19 protein-coding genes are annotated in these 15,486 nt (G+C 66.7%); 10 read left to right on the plus strand and 9 right to left on the minus strand.

The window, feature by feature from the left end:
* Positions 1 to 30: 30 nt before the first annotated feature.
* From ACMVY4_RS13340 to ACMVY4_RS13350, 3 genes are read left to right on the plus strand one after another with little or no spacing between them, the layout of a single operon-like run.
* On the plus strand, positions 31 to 750 hold the full coding sequence (locus ACMVY4_RS13340; RefSeq protein ID WP_416896514.1) for a response regulator: 720 nt from the start codon (positions 31 to 33) through the stop codon (positions 748 to 750).
* Positions 744 to 2,147, plus strand: coding sequence for an ATP-binding protein (locus tag ACMVY4_RS13345; RefSeq protein WP_416896515.1), 1,404 nt, complete (start codon positions 744 to 746; stop codon positions 2,145 to 2,147). The genes ACMVY4_RS13340 and ACMVY4_RS13345 overlap by 7 nt, the downstream gene beginning before the upstream one ends.
* Entirely contained in the window at positions 2,144 to 2,611 is a 468-nt protein-coding gene (locus ACMVY4_RS13350) for an NUDIX hydrolase (RefSeq protein ID WP_416896516.1), read from the plus strand. Before ACMVY4_RS13345 ends, ACMVY4_RS13350 begins: the two co-directional genes overlap by 4 nt.
* On the opposite strand, the gene ACMVY4_RS13355 is transcribed toward ACMVY4_RS13350, so the two are convergent.
* From ACMVY4_RS13355 to fdhD, 4 genes are read right to left on the minus strand one after another with little or no spacing between them, the layout of a single operon-like run.
* On the minus strand, positions 2,599 to 3,363 hold the full coding sequence (locus ACMVY4_RS13355; protein ID WP_416896517.1) for an FkbM family methyltransferase: 765 nt from the start codon (positions 3,361 to 3,363) through the stop codon (positions 2,599 to 2,601). The two genes, ACMVY4_RS13350 and ACMVY4_RS13355, sit on opposite strands and share 13 nt — an antisense overlap.
* Positions 3,360 to 4,139: a hypothetical protein gene (locus ACMVY4_RS13360; protein WP_416896518.1), complete on the minus strand. Its 780-nt coding sequence runs from the start codon at positions 4,137 to 4,139 to the stop codon at positions 3,360 to 3,362. The genes ACMVY4_RS13355 and ACMVY4_RS13360 overlap by 4 nt, the downstream gene beginning before the upstream one ends.
* Before the next feature lie 57 nt (positions 4,140 to 4,196).
* A complete protein-coding gene (gene mobA / locus ACMVY4_RS13365) occupies positions 4,197 to 4,799 on the minus strand; it encodes a molybdenum cofactor guanylyltransferase MobA (RefSeq protein ID WP_416896519.1) in 603 nt (200 codons plus the stop codon).
* Positions 4,796 to 5,671, minus strand: coding sequence for a formate dehydrogenase accessory sulfurtransferase FdhD (gene fdhD, locus ACMVY4_RS13370; RefSeq protein WP_416896520.1), 876 nt, complete (start codon positions 5,669 to 5,671; stop codon positions 4,796 to 4,798). Before fdhD ends, mobA begins: the two co-directional genes overlap by 4 nt.
* 99 nt (positions 5,672 to 5,770) lie before the next feature.
* Here fdhD and ACMVY4_RS13375 point away from each other — a divergent pair, with 99 nt between their 5' ends.
* Positions 5,771 to 6,517 (plus strand): SDR family oxidoreductase, encoded by a 747-nt coding sequence (locus ACMVY4_RS13375; protein ID WP_416896521.1) that lies wholly within the window; start codon positions 5,771 to 5,773, stop codon positions 6,515 to 6,517.
* Position 6,518: 1 nt separating this feature from the next.
* Positions 6,519 to 7,304 carry a 3'(2'),5'-bisphosphate nucleotidase CysQ gene (gene cysQ, locus ACMVY4_RS13380; protein WP_416896522.1) on the plus strand — a complete coding sequence of 262 codons (786 nt, stop codon included), beginning with the start codon at positions 6,519 to 6,521 and terminating at the stop codon, positions 7,302 to 7,304.
* A gap of 3 nt (positions 7,305 to 7,307) precedes the next feature.
* Here the strand turns inward: cysQ and ACMVY4_RS13385 are convergent, their stop codons facing one another.
* The 5 genes from ACMVY4_RS13385 to ACMVY4_RS13405 all read right to left on the minus strand — a co-directional run bounded on the left by ACMVY4_RS13385 (position 7,308) and on the right by ACMVY4_RS13405 (position 11,553).
* On the minus strand, positions 7,308 to 8,261 hold the full coding sequence (locus tag ACMVY4_RS13385) for a ParA family protein (protein WP_416896523.1): 954 nt from the start codon (positions 8,259 to 8,261) through the stop codon (positions 7,308 to 7,310).
* Positions 8,262 to 8,343: 82 nt separating this feature from the next.
* Positions 8,344 to 9,630: an O-acetylhomoserine aminocarboxypropyltransferase gene (locus ACMVY4_RS13390; protein WP_416896524.1), complete on the minus strand. Its 1,287-nt coding sequence runs from the start codon at positions 9,628 to 9,630 to the stop codon at positions 8,344 to 8,346.
* 60 nt (positions 9,631 to 9,690) lie between these two features.
* Positions 9,691 to 10,239 (minus strand): carboxymuconolactone decarboxylase family protein, encoded by a 549-nt coding sequence (locus tag ACMVY4_RS13395; RefSeq protein ID WP_416896525.1) that lies wholly within the window; start codon positions 10,237 to 10,239, stop codon positions 9,691 to 9,693.
* Positions 10,236 to 10,742: a CoA-binding protein gene (locus ACMVY4_RS13400; protein ID WP_416896526.1), complete on the minus strand. Its 507-nt coding sequence runs from the start codon at positions 10,740 to 10,742 to the stop codon at positions 10,236 to 10,238. The genes ACMVY4_RS13395 and ACMVY4_RS13400 overlap by 4 nt, the downstream gene beginning before the upstream one ends.
* A 4-nt stretch (positions 10,743 to 10,746) precedes the next feature.
* The gene (locus ACMVY4_RS13405; RefSeq protein ID WP_416896527.1) at positions 10,747 to 11,553 is read right to left on the minus strand and encodes an enoyl-CoA hydratase; all 807 of its coding nucleotides are present in this window, start codon (positions 11,551 to 11,553) and stop codon (positions 10,747 to 10,749) included.
* Positions 11,554 to 11,675: 122 nt separating this feature from the next.
* Between ACMVY4_RS13405 and ACMVY4_RS13410 the strand changes: the two genes are divergently transcribed.
* From ACMVY4_RS13410 to ACMVY4_RS13430, 5 genes are all read left to right on the plus strand, one after another.
* The gene (locus tag ACMVY4_RS13410; RefSeq protein ID WP_416896528.1) at positions 11,676 to 12,419 is read left to right on the plus strand and encodes a 16S rRNA (uracil(1498)-N(3))-methyltransferase; all 744 of its coding nucleotides are present in this window, start codon (positions 11,676 to 11,678) and stop codon (positions 12,417 to 12,419) included.
* A gap of 83 nt (positions 12,420 to 12,502) precedes the next feature.
* Entirely contained in the window at positions 12,503 to 13,888 is a 1,386-nt protein-coding gene (locus ACMVY4_RS13415) for a glutamate--cysteine ligase (RefSeq protein ID WP_416896529.1), read from the plus strand.
* A 95-nt stretch (positions 13,889 to 13,983) separates the two neighbouring features.
* The gene (locus ACMVY4_RS13420) at positions 13,984 to 14,382 is read left to right on the plus strand and encodes a hypothetical protein (protein WP_416896530.1); all 399 of its coding nucleotides are present in this window, start codon (positions 13,984 to 13,986) and stop codon (positions 14,380 to 14,382) included.
* Positions 14,383 to 14,539: 157 nt separating this feature from the next.
* Positions 14,540 to 14,917, plus strand: coding sequence for a hypothetical protein (locus ACMVY4_RS13425; protein ID WP_416896531.1), 378 nt, complete (start codon positions 14,540 to 14,542; stop codon positions 14,915 to 14,917).
* Positions 14,918 to 15,053: 136 nt separating this feature from the next.
* Positions 15,054 to 15,485, plus strand: a complete 432-nt coding sequence (locus tag ACMVY4_RS13430) for a hypothetical protein (protein ID WP_416896532.1) — start codon at positions 15,054 to 15,056, stop codon at positions 15,483 to 15,485.
* Position 15,486 lies beyond the last annotated feature (1 nt).

A 15,486-nucleotide genomic window follows, 5' to 3' on the forward strand; every position in this document is an offset into this window, starting at 1 on the left:
TGGACGCCGAAACGGCTATAAATCGGGGTCATGCAACGCCGTCCGCACATCCTGATCGTCGACGACGACCGCGAGATCCGCGATCTCCTGGCCCGGTTTCTCGTGCGTCATGACTTCCGTGTCGATACGGCAGCCGACGGGCGCGAGATGGACAAGGTTCTGGCGGGTGGGCGTTTCGATCTGATCGTGCTGGACCTGATGATGCCGGGCGAGGACGGGCTGGCGATCTGCAAGCGACTGCGCAACGACACCTCGATCCCGATCGTGATGCTGACCGCTCTGGGCGAGGAGGCGGACCGCATCGTCGGACTGGAGATCGGCGCCGACGACTATCTGCCGAAACCGTTCAATCCGCGCGAACTGCTGGCCCGTGTCCGCGCCGTCCTGCGCCGGGTGGAGGCGACGCCGGAGGCGGCGTCCGGGACCAGCGCCAAGACGCTCACCTTCGACGGCTGGCAGGTCGACCTGAGGAAGCGTGAGTTGCGCGATCCGGAAGGGACGCTGGTGACCCTGACCTCCGGCGAATTCGATCTGCTGGAAGCGCTGGTCGAACGGCCGCAGCAGATCCTCAGCCGCGATCAGCTGGCCGACCTGACCTCCGGCCGCCAGCTCGGGCCGCTGGACCGCTCGATCGACGTTGCGCTCAGCCGCCTGCGCCGGAAGCTCGGCGAGGATCCGAAGTCGCCGCAGCTGATCAAGACGGTACGGCACGGCGGCTACTATTTCGCCGCGGAAGTCGAGGGATGCTGAGCCGGTTCCGCGATACCGGGGTCGCCGCCCGGCTCGCGCTGATCCTGATGATCCTGATGCTGATCGCCGTCGGGCTGTCGGTCGGCTGGTACGTGAAGGAGCGGACCGAGGCAGCGACCAAGCTGTTCGCCTTTTCGGCGACACGGCGCATCGACAACATCGTGCCCCTGCTGGACAAGGCCGGCGTTGCGGAACGCCGTGAACTGATCCGGGCAATTTCGGGGCCGACGCTTCGCGTCCGCCTCGAAGCCGGCCCGCCGCCGGACGACCCCGAGTTTTCAGAGCACTGGCAGGCGAAGCGGCATGCGCGGCGGATGCTGCAGCGCCTTGGCGACCGGCCGCTGGTGATTTCGCGCATCGGCGACTGGGAGCGCCCGCTTTTCGGCCGCGATGACGACGATGAGAACGAGGGACGCCGTCGTTCACACCCCGAGCCCGACATTCTGCCCAGCCGGGCCAAGATGGTCATCGCCACGACGCTGGACGACGGCCAGTGGGTGCATTTCATCCTCGCCACCGACCTGACCTCGCTCCGATGGGCGGTGCGGATGGCGTTCTGGGTGATCTCACTGGGTGTCGTGATCATGCTGTTCTCGATCTGGGCGGCGAACCGGGCGACGCGGCCGCTGCGGAAAATGACCGAGGCCGCCGAGCGGCTGGGCCTGAACGTCGATGCGCCGCCGCTCGAGGAAACCGGCTCGCGGGAGATGAAGAAGACCGCCGGGGCCTTCAACACCATGCAGCAGCGCATCAAACGGCTGGTCGATGACCGTACCCTGATGCTGGCGGCCCTGAGCCACGACCTGAAGACCATGCTGACGCGTCTGCGGCTGCGTGCGGAGTTCATCGAGGACCCGGAGCAGCAGGCGAAGGCGATCCGCGATATCGACGACATGGATCTGATGGTGGATTCGGCGCTGAGCTTCGTGCGGGGCGACCAGGCCAACGAGACCGTCTCGCGCATCGATCTGGCCTCTCTGGTGCGCGACATGGCCGACGATCATCAGGCGCAGGGCCATGATGTCGAACTCTCGGGACCCGAGAAGCTGCCTATGTTCGGGCGGCCGGTGGCCCTGAAGCGGGCTGTGGGCAATCTGATCGACAATGCCGTGCGCTATGGCGGCCAGGCCGAGATCGTCCTCGACCGGGACGAGGAACGGGTGACGCTGCTGGTGATGGACGGCGGTCCGGGACTGCCGGAGGGGGAACTGGAGAAGGTCTTCCAGCCCTTCTACCGCGTCGAGACTTCGCGCAACCGCGACACCGGCGGCAGCGGCCTGGGGCTGGCCGTCGCCCGCGACGTGTTCCGCCGCCTCGGGGGCGACCTGACGCTGGCGAACCGGCCGGGCGGTGGGCTGCTGGCGGAGGCGTGGCTGCCCGGCGACGGCGCGAAGTGAGCGGCCCGACGCCGCGGATCCGGGCCTGGCGCGCCGCCTACCGTGCCGCCTGGGTCGTCCGCAGGGGCGTCCGGCTGCTGCCCTGGCCGCACATGAACGGCGCCATGGCGGCCGTCTGGTGCGATGGCCAGGTGCTGCTGGTCCAGAACAGCTACAACGATTTCTGGTCCATGCCGGGCGGGCGTCTCAATGCCGGGGAGGACTACCGGCAGGCCGCCGCCCGCGAGCTCCATGAAGAGACGGGCGTCATTGTCGATGCCGGAGACCTTGCGTTCGTGCATGGCGAGTTTCTGGGACACGTGCTCCGCCGCGACCGGGTGGAGATATTTGCGGTCGACGTTGAGAGGCGGCCCAAGGTCACGCCTGAGCCGGTCGAGATCGCCGCGACCCGCTGGGCGACCCCTCATGAAGCGATGGGCCTGCCGCTGTTCGGGCCGACCCGGCGCTATCTTCAGTCGCTCTGACCTTCCAGCCGGCCCCAGGCGTCGGCATGGTCCGCCCACAGCCGGTAGCCCAGCGCGCGCAATCGCGCCGAAACCGCCCGCCTGTCAGGTGTCGACAGATGCTTGTGTTCATATTGCAGCAGCCGCGGCCGCCAGCCGGTGTCCAGCGCCATGCGCAGGATCTCGGCGTCGAAGCCTTCGGTGTCGATCAGCAGGATGTCCGGATCGCGGATGCTGACCGAGGCGGCAGCACCGCCCAGCGTCGACAGCGTCACCGGTTCGCTGGTCAGGAAGGTCTCGGCATCCCCGATCCCGTTCTGGCGCAGCACCTGAATGACATGATCGCGCTCGAAGGAGGCGATGCCGTCGGACATGTTCCGCCCCAGGCGCGCCTTCACGGCATCGCGGTCGATCGACCAGATCGTGCGCTCACCGGCTTCCCGGTCGATGGCGGCGTTCAGACAGTGGATCTCGCCAAAGCCACGGTAGCGCGCCGTCAGCCGCTCGAAGGCGGCCGTCTGCGGTTCGATCAGCAACGCACGGTCGATGCGTTCGGGGTCCTCCGCGATCATGCGGGCCAGCGGATCGTTGGCGGAACCGTCATTGGCGCCGACCTGAACCAGCGTCACCGGCCGTGTCGACGCCAGCTCCGACGCCAGTTCGGCAAAGCTGCGGAAGCGGCCGAGATACTGCCGCCATGCGATGTCGGGGTTGCGGACGAGCGCCTTGGACGAGAAGTGAATGCCCAGCGCCCGTTTCAGCCGCCGGATCACGCGCCGTCCGCCCCGCTTTCGTCCCAGAAGTCGCGGATCCAGGGGGTCGGCAGGCAACGGCGGTGCAGCCGTTTCGCCTTGTAGCCCTCCAGCGCCTGGTCCGGATCGGGCAGGCCGTGGAAGACGACCATCCGGGCGTCCGGCGGCAGTTTCGGGGTCTGGATCAGGTTGAGCGGGAAAGGCGGGATGCAGTGCCGCTTGAAACTCTGCGCCCATTCCTCCGGCCACCAGTACTTCTCACCCAGCCCGTAGGTCAGATAGGTCTGGGGCGGCTTGAAGTTGGCCATCGCCCATTCGGCCTCGGCGTAGAACTTGTCGACGATGAACTGCGTCGTGTTCGCGCGCCAGCGGAAGACCGAGGAGTTGCCGATATCGGGCCGCTTCTTGAAGATCAGATGGCGCTGGATCCAGTTGTGGATGATGCAGCGCTTGCCCGGCATGTACTCGAAGAAGCAGTCGATATTGCCGGTGATCAGCAGGTCGAGATCCAGGAACATGCAGTCGCCCTGCATGTCGGCCAGCCCGTCCATGAACAGGCCCAGCTTCAGCCAGGTCGTGCGCTGGTGGCTCTCGGGCAGCACGATGGGCGGCAGCGGGTGCACCTCGACCTCCGGGTGGAGGCCGTCGCCGTTATCGGTGAAGCAGATGAAGCGGAAGGGCCGGGTGAGGTTCTTCGCGACCCCGTTATAGAGCCGGTTGGCGAATTCCGGCCCGTATCGGTCGCCCCATTTCAGGGTGACGATGTTGACGGCTTCGGGGCTGGACGTGTCGGACATGATGTCTCCGGCGGCAGGAATGCTGCAGGTGCGACATAGCCAATGCGCCGGGCGCGGTCACCCCAAAATCGTCTCGGCCTCCGCCAGATCTTCCGGGCGGTTGATGTTGAAGAACGGGTCGCCGCCAGCGGTGTCCCATTCGACATGGACGGTCCGCCGTCCGGCGGTGAAGCGGTCGATCTTGCGGACATCGTCCTCGACCAGCGCCTGCCGAAGCGGCGCGGCGAGGCCGACGCGCCACAGCGCGACGACCGGATGGGTGCGCCCGCCGCTCGTCGCCACGGCGATCTCGGCATCCTCGCGGTCCGCCGCTTCGATGAGGCGCTCGGCCAGATCGTCGGGCAGCAGGGGTGCGTCGGTCGGGGCGGAGAGCAGCCAGTCCGGCGCAGGCTCCTGCAACGCGGCCCATTCGAGCCCGCTCAGTATACCGGCGAGCGGTCCCGGATAGCCGCTCACCGAATCGGCGATTTGCGGCAGGCCGAGGGCGTCATAGGCCGGGTGAGGCGTGTTGACGTTGAGCGCCAGCGGATCGGCCTGCGGCGTTATCCGTGCGATGACATGCCCGATCAGATGGCGGCCCTTGAGTTCGAGCAGGGCCTTCTGCCCGCCGCCCATCCGGCGCGCCTGTCCGCCGGCGAGGATGACTCCGGCGACGCTCATTCCGCCGCTTTCCGGCGCAACTTCGCGGGCTCGTCGGGGACTTCTTCCGGGTCGAGGTCGAAGTCGATGCGGTCCTGACCCGACAGGCAGACGAAACGTTTGCCGCGGGCGCGGCCGATCAGGGTGAGGCCTGCCCGGCGCCCCAGCTCGACGCCGGAGGCAGTGAAACCGGAACGCGAGATCAGCACCGGAATCCGCATCTGAACCGTCTTGATCACCATTTCCGAGGTGAGCCGGCCGGTGGTGTAGAAGATCTTGCCCTCGGGCCCGATGCCATTCAGGTGCATGTAGCCCGCGATCTTGTCCACGGCGTTGTGGCGGCCGACATCTTCCATGTAGATCAAGGGTTTGTCGCGCTCGCACAGGACGCAGCCATGGATCGCGCCGGCCTGCAGATAGAGCGACGGCGTGGTGTTGATCGCCTTCGTCAGCGCGTAGAGCCAGGACGTCTTCAGCGTCGCGGCGGGATCGAGGCGCACGCTGTCGAACTTCTCCATCACGTCGCCGAAGGCGGTGCCCTGGGCGCATCCGGAGGTCAGCGTGCGCTTCTTCAGCTTGTATTCGTAGTCGGTGCGCCGGGCGGTCGAGACGAAGATATGCGGCTTCTCGTCATGGATCTCGATGCCGCTGATCGTGTCGTCGGCGTTCAGCATGTTCTGGTTCAGCAGGTAGCCGACGGCGAGGCAGTCCGGGTAGTCGCCGATCGTCATCATGGTGACGATTTCCTGCCCGTTCAGGAACAGGGTCAGCGCGGTCTCGACCGCCACATCCTGTTCGGCCGGCGCGCCGGTGTGGTCTATTCCGGCCATGCGGCGGGTCAGACGGCCGTCTTCCGGGTCGGGCCGCAACATGTAGGGGTCTGGCTCGCTCATCGCTCGAATGTGGGGCAGTTCGGGCCATTCTGCCAGCCTTGACCGGTCATGCCCCCGGTGGTTTGCTCCGCCGCTCTTTCAACGCTCTGGGGGAATCCGATGGCGGGTGTGGTGATCGTGACCGGCGGCAGCCGGGGCATCGGTGCGCAGGTCTGCCGCCTTGCCGCAGCGCAGGGCTACGCCGTCTGCGTCAACTACACCTCGAAGCGGGATGCCGCGCTGGAGGTGGTGAAGCAGATCGAGGACGCCGGCGGGCAGGCGATCGCGCATGGTTGCGACGTCTCCGACGAGACCGGGGTGAAATCGATGTTCCGCCTGGTCGAGAACGAGCTCGGCAAGGTAACGGCGCTGGTCAACAATGCCGGTATCGTCCAGCCGATCTCACGCGTCGACGAAATGGACGCCGAGCGTCTGAGCCGCATTCTGGCCGTCAACGTGACCGGGTCCTTCCTCTGCGCACGCGAGGCCATCAAGCGCATGTCGACGAAGCACGGCGGGGAGGGCGGCATCATCGTCAACATGTCATCTGCGGCGGCCCGGCTCGGCTCGCCCAACGAGTTCGTCGACTACGCCGCCACCAAGGGCGCGATCGATACCTTCACGCTGGGGCTCAGCCGGGAAGTCGGTCCCGAAGGCATCCGCGTCAACGCCGTCCGTCCGGGCCTCATCGAGACCGAGATCCACGCCAGCGCCGGCGATGCGGACCGGGTCGAGCGGTTCAAGGACAACGTGCCGATGAAGCGGGCGGGCAGCGCGGCGGAAGTGGCAGAGGCGGTCGCCTGGCTGCTTTCGGACGGCGCCTCCTATGTCAACGGTGCGCTCATCGACGTCGCGGGAGGGCGCTGAGATGGATCAGAAGACCCTGGCGGAGGCGCTCGTCCAGATCACCGAGGAGGCCGGTCACGCCATCCTGGAGATCTACGGCACCGATTTCGATGCGAAGACGAAGGACGATTCGTCGCCGGTGACCGAGGCCGACGAGCGGGCCGAGGCCATCATTCTGGAACGGCTTGCCGAACTGGGCACCGGCATCCCGGTCGTCGCCGAGGAATCCGTCGCCGCCGGCCGCGTGCCGGACATTTCCGGCGGGCGGTTCTTCCTGGTCGACCCGCTGGACGGGACCAAGGAATTCATCAGCCGCAACGGCGAGTTCACGGTCAACATCGCGCTGATCCAGAACGGCGCGCCGACCCTGGGCGCGGTGCATCTGCCGGCGCTGGACCAGAGCTACTGGGGCTACGGCAAGGGCAATGCCTTCCGCCGCTCCGGAGCGGGCGCAGCCGAGGCGATCAGGGTCCGGCCCGTCGATCATGACGGCTATGTCGTGGTCGCCAGCCGTTCCCACCGCGACAGCGCCACCGACGATTATCTGAAGGACGTTCCGGTACTCGAGCTGGTCTCGGCGGGCTCGTCGCTGAAGCTATGCCGTGTCGCCGAGGGCAAGGCCGACATGTATCCGCGGCTCGGCCGCACCATGGAGTGGGACATCGCTGCGGGCCATGCCGTGCTGGCCGCCGCCGGGGGCCTCGTGCAGGTCATCGAGGGCGGTGACGTGAGGGGCGATGTCGGCAAGCCGCTGAGCTACGGAAAGCCGGGCTTCGAGAATCCGTTCTTCGTGGCCCGCGGCGGCTGAGGGTCAGACCGGCTCGCGGCGGCGGAACAGGCGGGAGAGCCAGCTGGCCGGGGTGTTGGCGACGGCTGGCCCGAAGGCGCCGCCCGGCTGTACGGGACGGCGGCTTCTCGCGGGCGCCGGCAGCCGGTCCTCTATTGTTGCCTGCATCCGCTGCACCTGAACCTCGATCTCGCGCGGCGAGGGTATGCGCTCCTGGCGGAGCAGCATGACTTCGGCGGCGGCATAGAGATAGGCGTTGCCGGCCGCGCCGCCGGCCCGGTCGAGGAATGCCGGCAACCGGTGCTCCGTCGCTTCCTCCATCGATGCGGAGAAGGGAACCGAGGCGACGAGCGCGCGCTCGCCCAGTTCGGCGCGGAGTTGCGACACCAGGCTCACATGCGCCTCGAGCCAGGGCTGGACCCGCGTGAACAGGATCAGCGGATCGGGCGCAGTGATCCGGCCCGCACGCCTCAGCCGCGCCATGGTGTGTTCCAGCCTGCGGAGACCTTCGACCGCGAACCGTTCCGGGGGAAGCGGCGTCAGGACCAGATCGGCGACGCCGAGCGCGGATACGGGCGCCGCGCCGAGCGAGGGCGGGGTGTCGATGACGATCCAGTCGAAGGACGGCGCCAGCCGCTCGATCACCCGCCGCAGCCGTGCCGGGGCGTCCCGGTCCTGCGCGAGTTCGATGTCCAGGCCGGCGAGTTCAAGCGAGGCTGGCAGGATCTCCAGCCCGACGACCGAGGTGCGGCGGCACCAGTCGGCGGCGACCGGCTGCCCGGCCAGGGCGGCATAGATGCCCGGCGTGTCGTCGGTGGCCTCGTCCACGCCCAGCCCGAAGGTGGCGTTGGCCTGGGAGTCGAGGTCGATCAGAAGGGTGCGTTGACCGGCGACGGCGAAGGCGGCGGCAAGATGGATGGCGGTCGTGGTCTTGCCCACGCCGCCCTTCTGGTTCGCGATCGCCAGAACCGTCGCCAATCTGCAACTCCTCGCCCGAAGGAGTGGTACGAAGGCGCTACGGTCTCACTTATCTTCCGGCTTGGCAAGCATTCCGAAGTATTCAGACCTGAGACAAAGCCTGGTCAAGATCGGCTATCAGGTCTTCGACGGTCTCGATGCCGATCGATATTCGGACTACATCAGGCCCCGCACCGGCTGCATTCTGTTGTTCTTCGGTCAACTGGCGGTGGGTGGTGGAGGAGGGGTGCAAAATCAAGCTGCGCGTGTCTCCGATATTGGCGAGGTGCGAGAAAATATTGACCGCCTCGACCAGCCGGATGCCGGCCTCGTAGCCATCCTTCAGTCCGAAGGTGAACAGCGGAGCCGCTCCCCTGGGCAGGTATTTCTCCTGTAATTCCCGGTACTTGCTGTCCGGCAGGCCCGGATGCGAGACCCAGGAAACCTTGTCGTGCCCCTTGAGCCACTGTGCGACTTTCAGGGCATTGGCGACGTGGCGTTCCATCCGGAGCGGCAGGGTCTCGATGCCCGTCAGGAGCATGAAGGCGTTGAACGGCGAGAGCGCCGGTCCGAGATCGCGGAGGCCCACCGCCCGGCTGTAGGCCGTCACCGCGAAACGGCCGAAGGTCTCGTAGAAATTCAGCCCGTGATAGGCGGGGCAGGGGGCGGCGACAGAGGGGAAGCGGCCGCTCGCGGCGTAGTCGAACTCGCCGCTTTCGACGATCACGCCGCCGACGGAGTTGCCGTGCCCGCCGAGATACTTGGTCGCCGAATGGGTGATCAGGTCGGCGCCCCATTCGAACGGGCGGCAACCCCAGGGCGTCGCGCAGGTGTTGTCGACGATCAGCGGAATGCCGGCGTCATGGGCGATCTTCGCGAAGGCCTCGATATCGGTGATGACGCCACCCGGGTTTGAACTGGATTCGATGAAGATCGCCTTGGTCTTCTCGTCGATCCGGGCCTTGAAGTCCTCGGGCCGGTCCGGGTCGGCGAACTTGCACGTCCAGCCCATCTTCTGGAAGGTGACGCCGAACTGGGTGATCGAGCCGCCATAGAGCTTGGTCGAGGCGATGAAATTCTCGCCCGGCTCCAGCAGCGCGAACATCAGCACCATCTGTGCCGCGTGGCCCGAGGCGACGGCCAAGGCTGCGGCGCCGCCCTCCAGCGTCGCCACGCGCTCCTCCAGCACCGATACGGTGGGGTTGGTCAGGCGGGAGTAGATGTTGCCGAAGGTCTGCAGGTTGAACAGGCTCGCGGCCTGATCGACATCCTCGAAGACATAGGACGTGGTCTGATAGATCGGCGTGGCGCGCGCGCCGGTCACCGGATCCGGGGCGGCCCCGGCATGGATCGCGATGGTCTCGAATCCGTAGTCGTTCTTGGTTGTCATCTCTGCCCCTCCCTCGGCGGCCCGAGCATGGCAGGGGCAGGCAGCCGGGCGCAATGTGCGTCAGGCGTAGTCGGCCTCGTCATAGGTGTGCAGCGCATTGTTGAAGCGCGAGAACAGGTTCGCCAGACCGATCACCTGGGTGAGCGCGATGACGCCGTCATTGCCCAGCCCGTCGCGCAGCCGCGCCAGCAGGTCCTCGGGCGTCCGGCCCGGCTTGCCGGCAACATGCTCGGCGTAGCGGATGGCGTCCTTCTCCAGCGCGGTGAAGGCGTCACTGTCCGCGGCCCGGTCGAGCTCCGCGATCTGCCTTTCGCTGGCGCCTTCCTTCCGCGCTTCTGCCGTGTGGTTGGCGACGCAGAGCTTGCAGCCGGCCAACATGGCCGTGCGCAGATAGACGATTTCCCGCAGCTTCGGGTCGAGCGGGCAGTCGTAGATGACCGATCGGGAGAAAGCCGAGAACGCCTTCAGCGCGTCCGGCTGCGCGGCCATGAAGGCGAAGGACATCGGCACCTTCGACCACTGTTTGCGGAGGTCGTCCAGCACGGCGCGCTGCTCCGGATCGGCGTCGCGCAGGCTGACGGGTTCGACGATGCGGTCGATCGTCTTCATACCCGTCGGTTCCGCCGCGAGGAGATCACGCCGGTGTTCACCCCCATCCAGCCGATCTCGCCCGAGAGGCGGCCGTACTCGATCTTGGGGCAGCGGTTCTGGATCACGGTGAGGCCCGCGGCGCGCGCCTTGGCGGCGGCCTCGTCATGGCGGACGCCGAGCTGCAGCCAGAGCACCTTGGCGCCGATCCCGATGGCCTCGTCGGCAATGGGCGGGATGGCGTCGGAGTTGCGGAAGCAATCGACCATGTCGACGGGCACGTCAATGTCCTTCAGGCCCGCCACCGCCTTCTCGCCCAGGATCTCGCTGCCCGCCGCCTCCTCCTTCGGGTTCACCGGAATGACGCGGTAGCCCTTCTCCTGAAGGTACTTCATCGCGAAGAAGCTGGGGCGGTTCCAGTTGGCGGAGGCGCCGACCATGGCGATGGTGCGGCACTCCCGCAGCACGCTGCGGATCTCGTCGTCGGCGTAGACCTCGTCGGGCAGGGCGGCGGTGTCGGGCATGGCCTCAGCGGTCCTCCCAGACCGGCTCGCGCTTGTCGATGAAAGCCTGGATGCCCTCGGCGGCATCCCGCGCGGCCATGTTCTCCACCATGGTGATGGAGGCGTGATCATAGGCGCTCTTCAGGTCGGGCTGTTCCAGCTGGTCGTAGAATGCGCGCTTGCCGATCTTCAGCGTGTAGGAGGATTTCGAGGCAATCCGGCCCGCCATCTCGCGCACCGCTTCATCCAGCTTGGCCGCCGGGACGGCGCGGTTGATCAGGCCGAAACGCACCGCGTCATCGGCATCCATCATTTCGCCGGTCAGCAGCATTTCCATGGCGTGTTTGCGGCTGACATTGCGCGACAGCGCGACCATGGGCGTGTGGCAGAACAGGCCGATATTCACCCCCGGCGTCGCAAAACGCGCGCCGTCCTCGGCGATGGCCAGATCGCAGCTGGCGACCAACTGGCAGCCCGCCGCCGTGGCGATGCCGTGCACGCGGGCAATCACCGGCTTGGGGTGATGCACGATGGTCTGCATCATGTTGGAGCAGGCCCCGACCAGTTCCTTGATGAAGGGCTGGTTGTCCTGGTTGCCGCGGACCTCGCGGAGGTCGTGGCCGGCGCAGAAGCCGCGCCCCGCACCCGCGAGCACGATCACCCGCACCGACGGGTCGTCGGCCATGCGGTCCAGCTCTTCCTGCAGCCGCGCGATCAGCGGGCGCGAGAGGCTGTTGAAGGCGTTGGGCCTGTTCAGGGTCAGCCAGGCGATCCCGTCGCGGTCCTCGCGCAGCAGGATGTCTTCGTTCGTGGCGGCAGCTTCGGCGGTCATCGGACCCTCCCCGGGTTCGTCTCTCATTGCTACAAGGATAGGGCAGGACCGGCGCCGTTCACAGCCCCGCCGCATGCGGACAGGGCATGCCGGACCAGCGTAACGAGAGCAAGGAAGCCCGAATGTCCGCCGAGCCCCGCCTCTACATCGACGCCGATCTGGCCGAGAACGCCGAGATCGCGCTGGAGAAGGATCAGGCCCATTACCTGAAGAACGTCATGCGGCTGGGGCATGGCGCGACGCTGAAGCTGTTCAACGGCCGCGACGGGGAGTGGCGGGCCGCCATCGACCATGTCTCGAAGAGCCGCGTTGACATCGCGGTCATGGACCGGCTCAGGCCGCAGGTGGCCGAACCCGATCTCTGGCTGCTGTTCGCCCCGATCAAGGGCAAGCGCATCGACGCCATCGCCGAGAAGGCCGGGGAACTGGGCGCGTCGGAGATCCGTCCGGTGCTGACCGAGAGGACCGTGGTCGCGCGGGTGAACACCGAGCGGCTGCAGGCCAATGCCCGCGAGGCCGCCGAGCAATGCGAGCGGCTGACCCTGCCGGCGGTACACGATCCGGTGAAGCTGACCGACATCGTGGCCGCATGGCCGTCGGACCGCAGTCTGCTCTACGCCGACGAACGTGCGAACGCGGCGCCCATCGCGCAGGCGCTGGCCGGCAAGGCGCCGGGCGGCAGGTGGGCGGTGCTGATCGGGCCGGAGGGCGGCTTTTCGCCGGAGGAACAGACGCTTGTCCGGGGGCTCGCCCAGGCGGTTCCGGTCAGCCTGGGACCGCGGCTTCTGCGCGCCGACACGGCGGCCTTCGCGGCCCTTTCGGTCTGGCAGGCGCATCTGGGCGACTGGCGCGACGGCGACGGGTAGGGGGTGCGACCGAGCGCGGATTCCCTTTTGCTCGAATCCGCCCTAGGTTCGCAGGCACTTGGGTGAGGAAGACGGAGCCGTGCATGTCGACCATGATCGATTCTGAGGAGGGGCGGGCCCTCTCCTCGACAGTGGTCGAGAACCGCGATCAGCTGGTGGCCTATATCGAATCCGGGTCCAAGCCGCGCGAGAACTGGCGCATCGGTACCGAGCACGAGAAGTTCGGCTTCAATCTCGAGACCCTGCAGCCCATCCCATATGACGGACCCGCCGGTGTGAAGGCGATGTTCGACGGTCTGGAACGTTTCGGCTGGCAGCCGGTGGTCGAGAACGGCTTCACCATCGCCATGCACATGGAAGGGCAGACCATCAGCCTGGAGCCGGGCGGACAGTTCGAGCTCTCCGGCGCGCCGCTCAAGAACCTTCATGAGACATGTACCGAGGTGAACACCCATCTGGACCAGGTGAAGCAGGTCGCGGCCGAACTCGGCATCGGCTTCATCGGCATGGGTTTCCACCCGACGGCGACGCGCGCTGACTTCGACACCATGCCCAAGGCCCGCTACGACATCATGAAGGCCTACATGCCGACGAAGGGCTCCAAGGGACTGGACATGATGTTCCGCACCTGCACCGTGCAGGTGAACCTCGACTTCGGCTCCGAGAAGGACATGCGGGAGAAGTTCCGCGTCGGCATGGCGCTGCAGCCTGTCGCCACCGCCCTGTTCGCCAACTCGCCGTTCAAGGAAGGCAAGACCGGCGGCATGGTCAGCCTGCGCTCCGACGTCTGGACCGACACTGACCCGGACCGTTGCGGCAACCTGCCCTTCGTCTTCGATGACGGTTTCGGCTTCGAACGCTATGTCGACTACGCGCTGGACGTGCCGATGTATTTCGTCTTCCGGGACGGGAAGTACATCAACACGGCGGGCCAGTCGTTCCGCGATTTCCTGGCCGGCAAGCTGCCCGGCTATTCCGGCCACAAACCGACCCTGAAGGACTGGGACAACCACCTGACCACCGTCTTCACCGAAGTCCGGATGAAGAAGTTCCTGGAAATGCGCGGGGCCGATGGCGGTCCGTGGGCGCGGATCTGCGCGCTGCCGGCGATCTGGGTGGGGCTGCTCTACGATCAGCCGGCGCAGAATGCGGCGCTGGATCTGGTGAAGACCTGGACCGCAGCCGATGTCGATGCGCTGCGCGCCGCGGTGCCGACGCAGGGCTTTGCCGCGGCGACGCCGGACGGCCGGACCGTCCGGGAAGTGGCCGCCGACATGCTGACCATCGCGGAGAAGGGCCTCGGCGCCCGGGCGCGCGAGGACCAGATGGGACAGGACGAACGCCACTTCCTGGGCACGTTGAAGCACATGGTCGCCGAGGGCCGCACGCTGGCCGACGAGATGATGGCGAAGTACGAAGGCGAGTGGGCAGGCGACGTCACCAGGGTGTTCGCTGAGTACGCCTACTAGCTCCACCGTTTTCCTCGGTTGCCAGGCTCCCTGTTCGTCCTTCCTTAACGCTGCGGCACTAGGTTTGGCGCTCCGCCTCCGCGACAGCCGAACCGATGCGCATTCTCACCTGCCACCGTCCCGAACACGATCTGGTCATCTTCACCCCGAAAGGCGCTCTCGACCTGCGGGAGTCGTTCGCCTTGTCCGACTCCCACTACGCGCAGCATGGCACGGCCCGGGTGATCTGGAATCTGACAGAGATTGAGGCCTCCGAACTCACGCTGGACGACATGACCTGCGCCTACATCAAGGACCGTAAGAACCCGCACCGGCCCGAGACGCACCGCATGGCAATCGTCATTGGAAGCGACCTGCATACAGGCCTGGCCCATCTCTACCGCGCCATGGTCCGAAACGCCGGCGGTGGCATGCAGATGGAGGTGTTCCGCTCCATGGACGACGCGCTGGACTGGACCGGCGCCAGGGGCGGGTCGGCAGTCGACCAGACCTAGCCGGTCCCGCCGGCAACCCGTTCCCGTCGATGGAAGGGCCGTTGCCTGGCCTCATCTTTTGCGTGCAGGAATGATCCGTGTCATGGTCCCGTACTGAGGTGTTCGCGTAGTTCGAGTGGTCATGACCATATCTGTCGAGTTGAGTGCGGAAGGCGACGTGGTCACGTTCACCGTGTCAGGCCGCGTCGATATGCGGGAGGCCGTTTCGGTTGCGGACGCGTTCCATCGCCGTCGTACCGTCGACAAGGCGATCTGGGATTTCACATCTGCCGACACATCGGAACTGACCATCCGGGACATGCTCGCGGCCTACGGTCCGGAGCGGGGCTTCCGTCCATCCGCCCGCCGCCGCTACACCGCAATCCTGGTGCGGGACGACCTGCAACTCAATTTGGCCCGTGTGTTTCAGGCCGTCGCGGAAATGAAGGGGTCGCCGGTTCAGTTCGGCTTTTTCATCACCGCCCGTCAGGCCCGTGGCTGGCTCGAGAGCATGACGGCGGAAAGACAGATCCGCGCCATGCGTCGCGCCCGGTGACCATCTGCAACGTGTCGTCCCGGCCCGCCGGTCAGCGCAGGCGGCCCCTCGCATATCCGATGTCGTTCCGGATCCGGTACATGACTTGATGCCGGTCGCCTTGCCGCTTGCCCGGGCCGGAGGGCTCGGTTAACAGATGAGAATGGATCGCATCGAGATTCGGCACGACCCTGCCGCCGACATCGTCTTGTTCACACTGATCGGAGAGATGACACTCGATGCCATCGTCCGCGCCGGCGACGGCCATTTCGGCCCGCATGGCACGGCCAACTCGGTCTGGGATCTCCGGGCGGCCAATGTCAGCGGCATCGATGTCGGGGCGCTCAAGGAAATTGCCATGCGTTCGCGCGAGGCGGCGGGCCGGCGCCGAAATCCGCGCACCGCGCATGTCGTCGATGACGCCGGAAAGCGCGCCCTGCTGAAACTCTACGAAGCGGTCGCAGATCCGTCGTCGGGCATCGATCTCCGATCGTTCCGGACCCTGGACGAGGCTTATGACTGGCTGCTGTCCGGCGCCCGTCCGGCATTTCCGGCCGAACCCGCCCTGGTGCTCGAGATCGAAATCTGAC

It is taken from the genome of Minwuia sp., assembly GCF_048007105.1.
In the GTDB taxonomy this organism is placed as follows: Bacteria; Pseudomonadota; Alphaproteobacteria; order Minwuiales; family Minwuiaceae; genus Minwuia.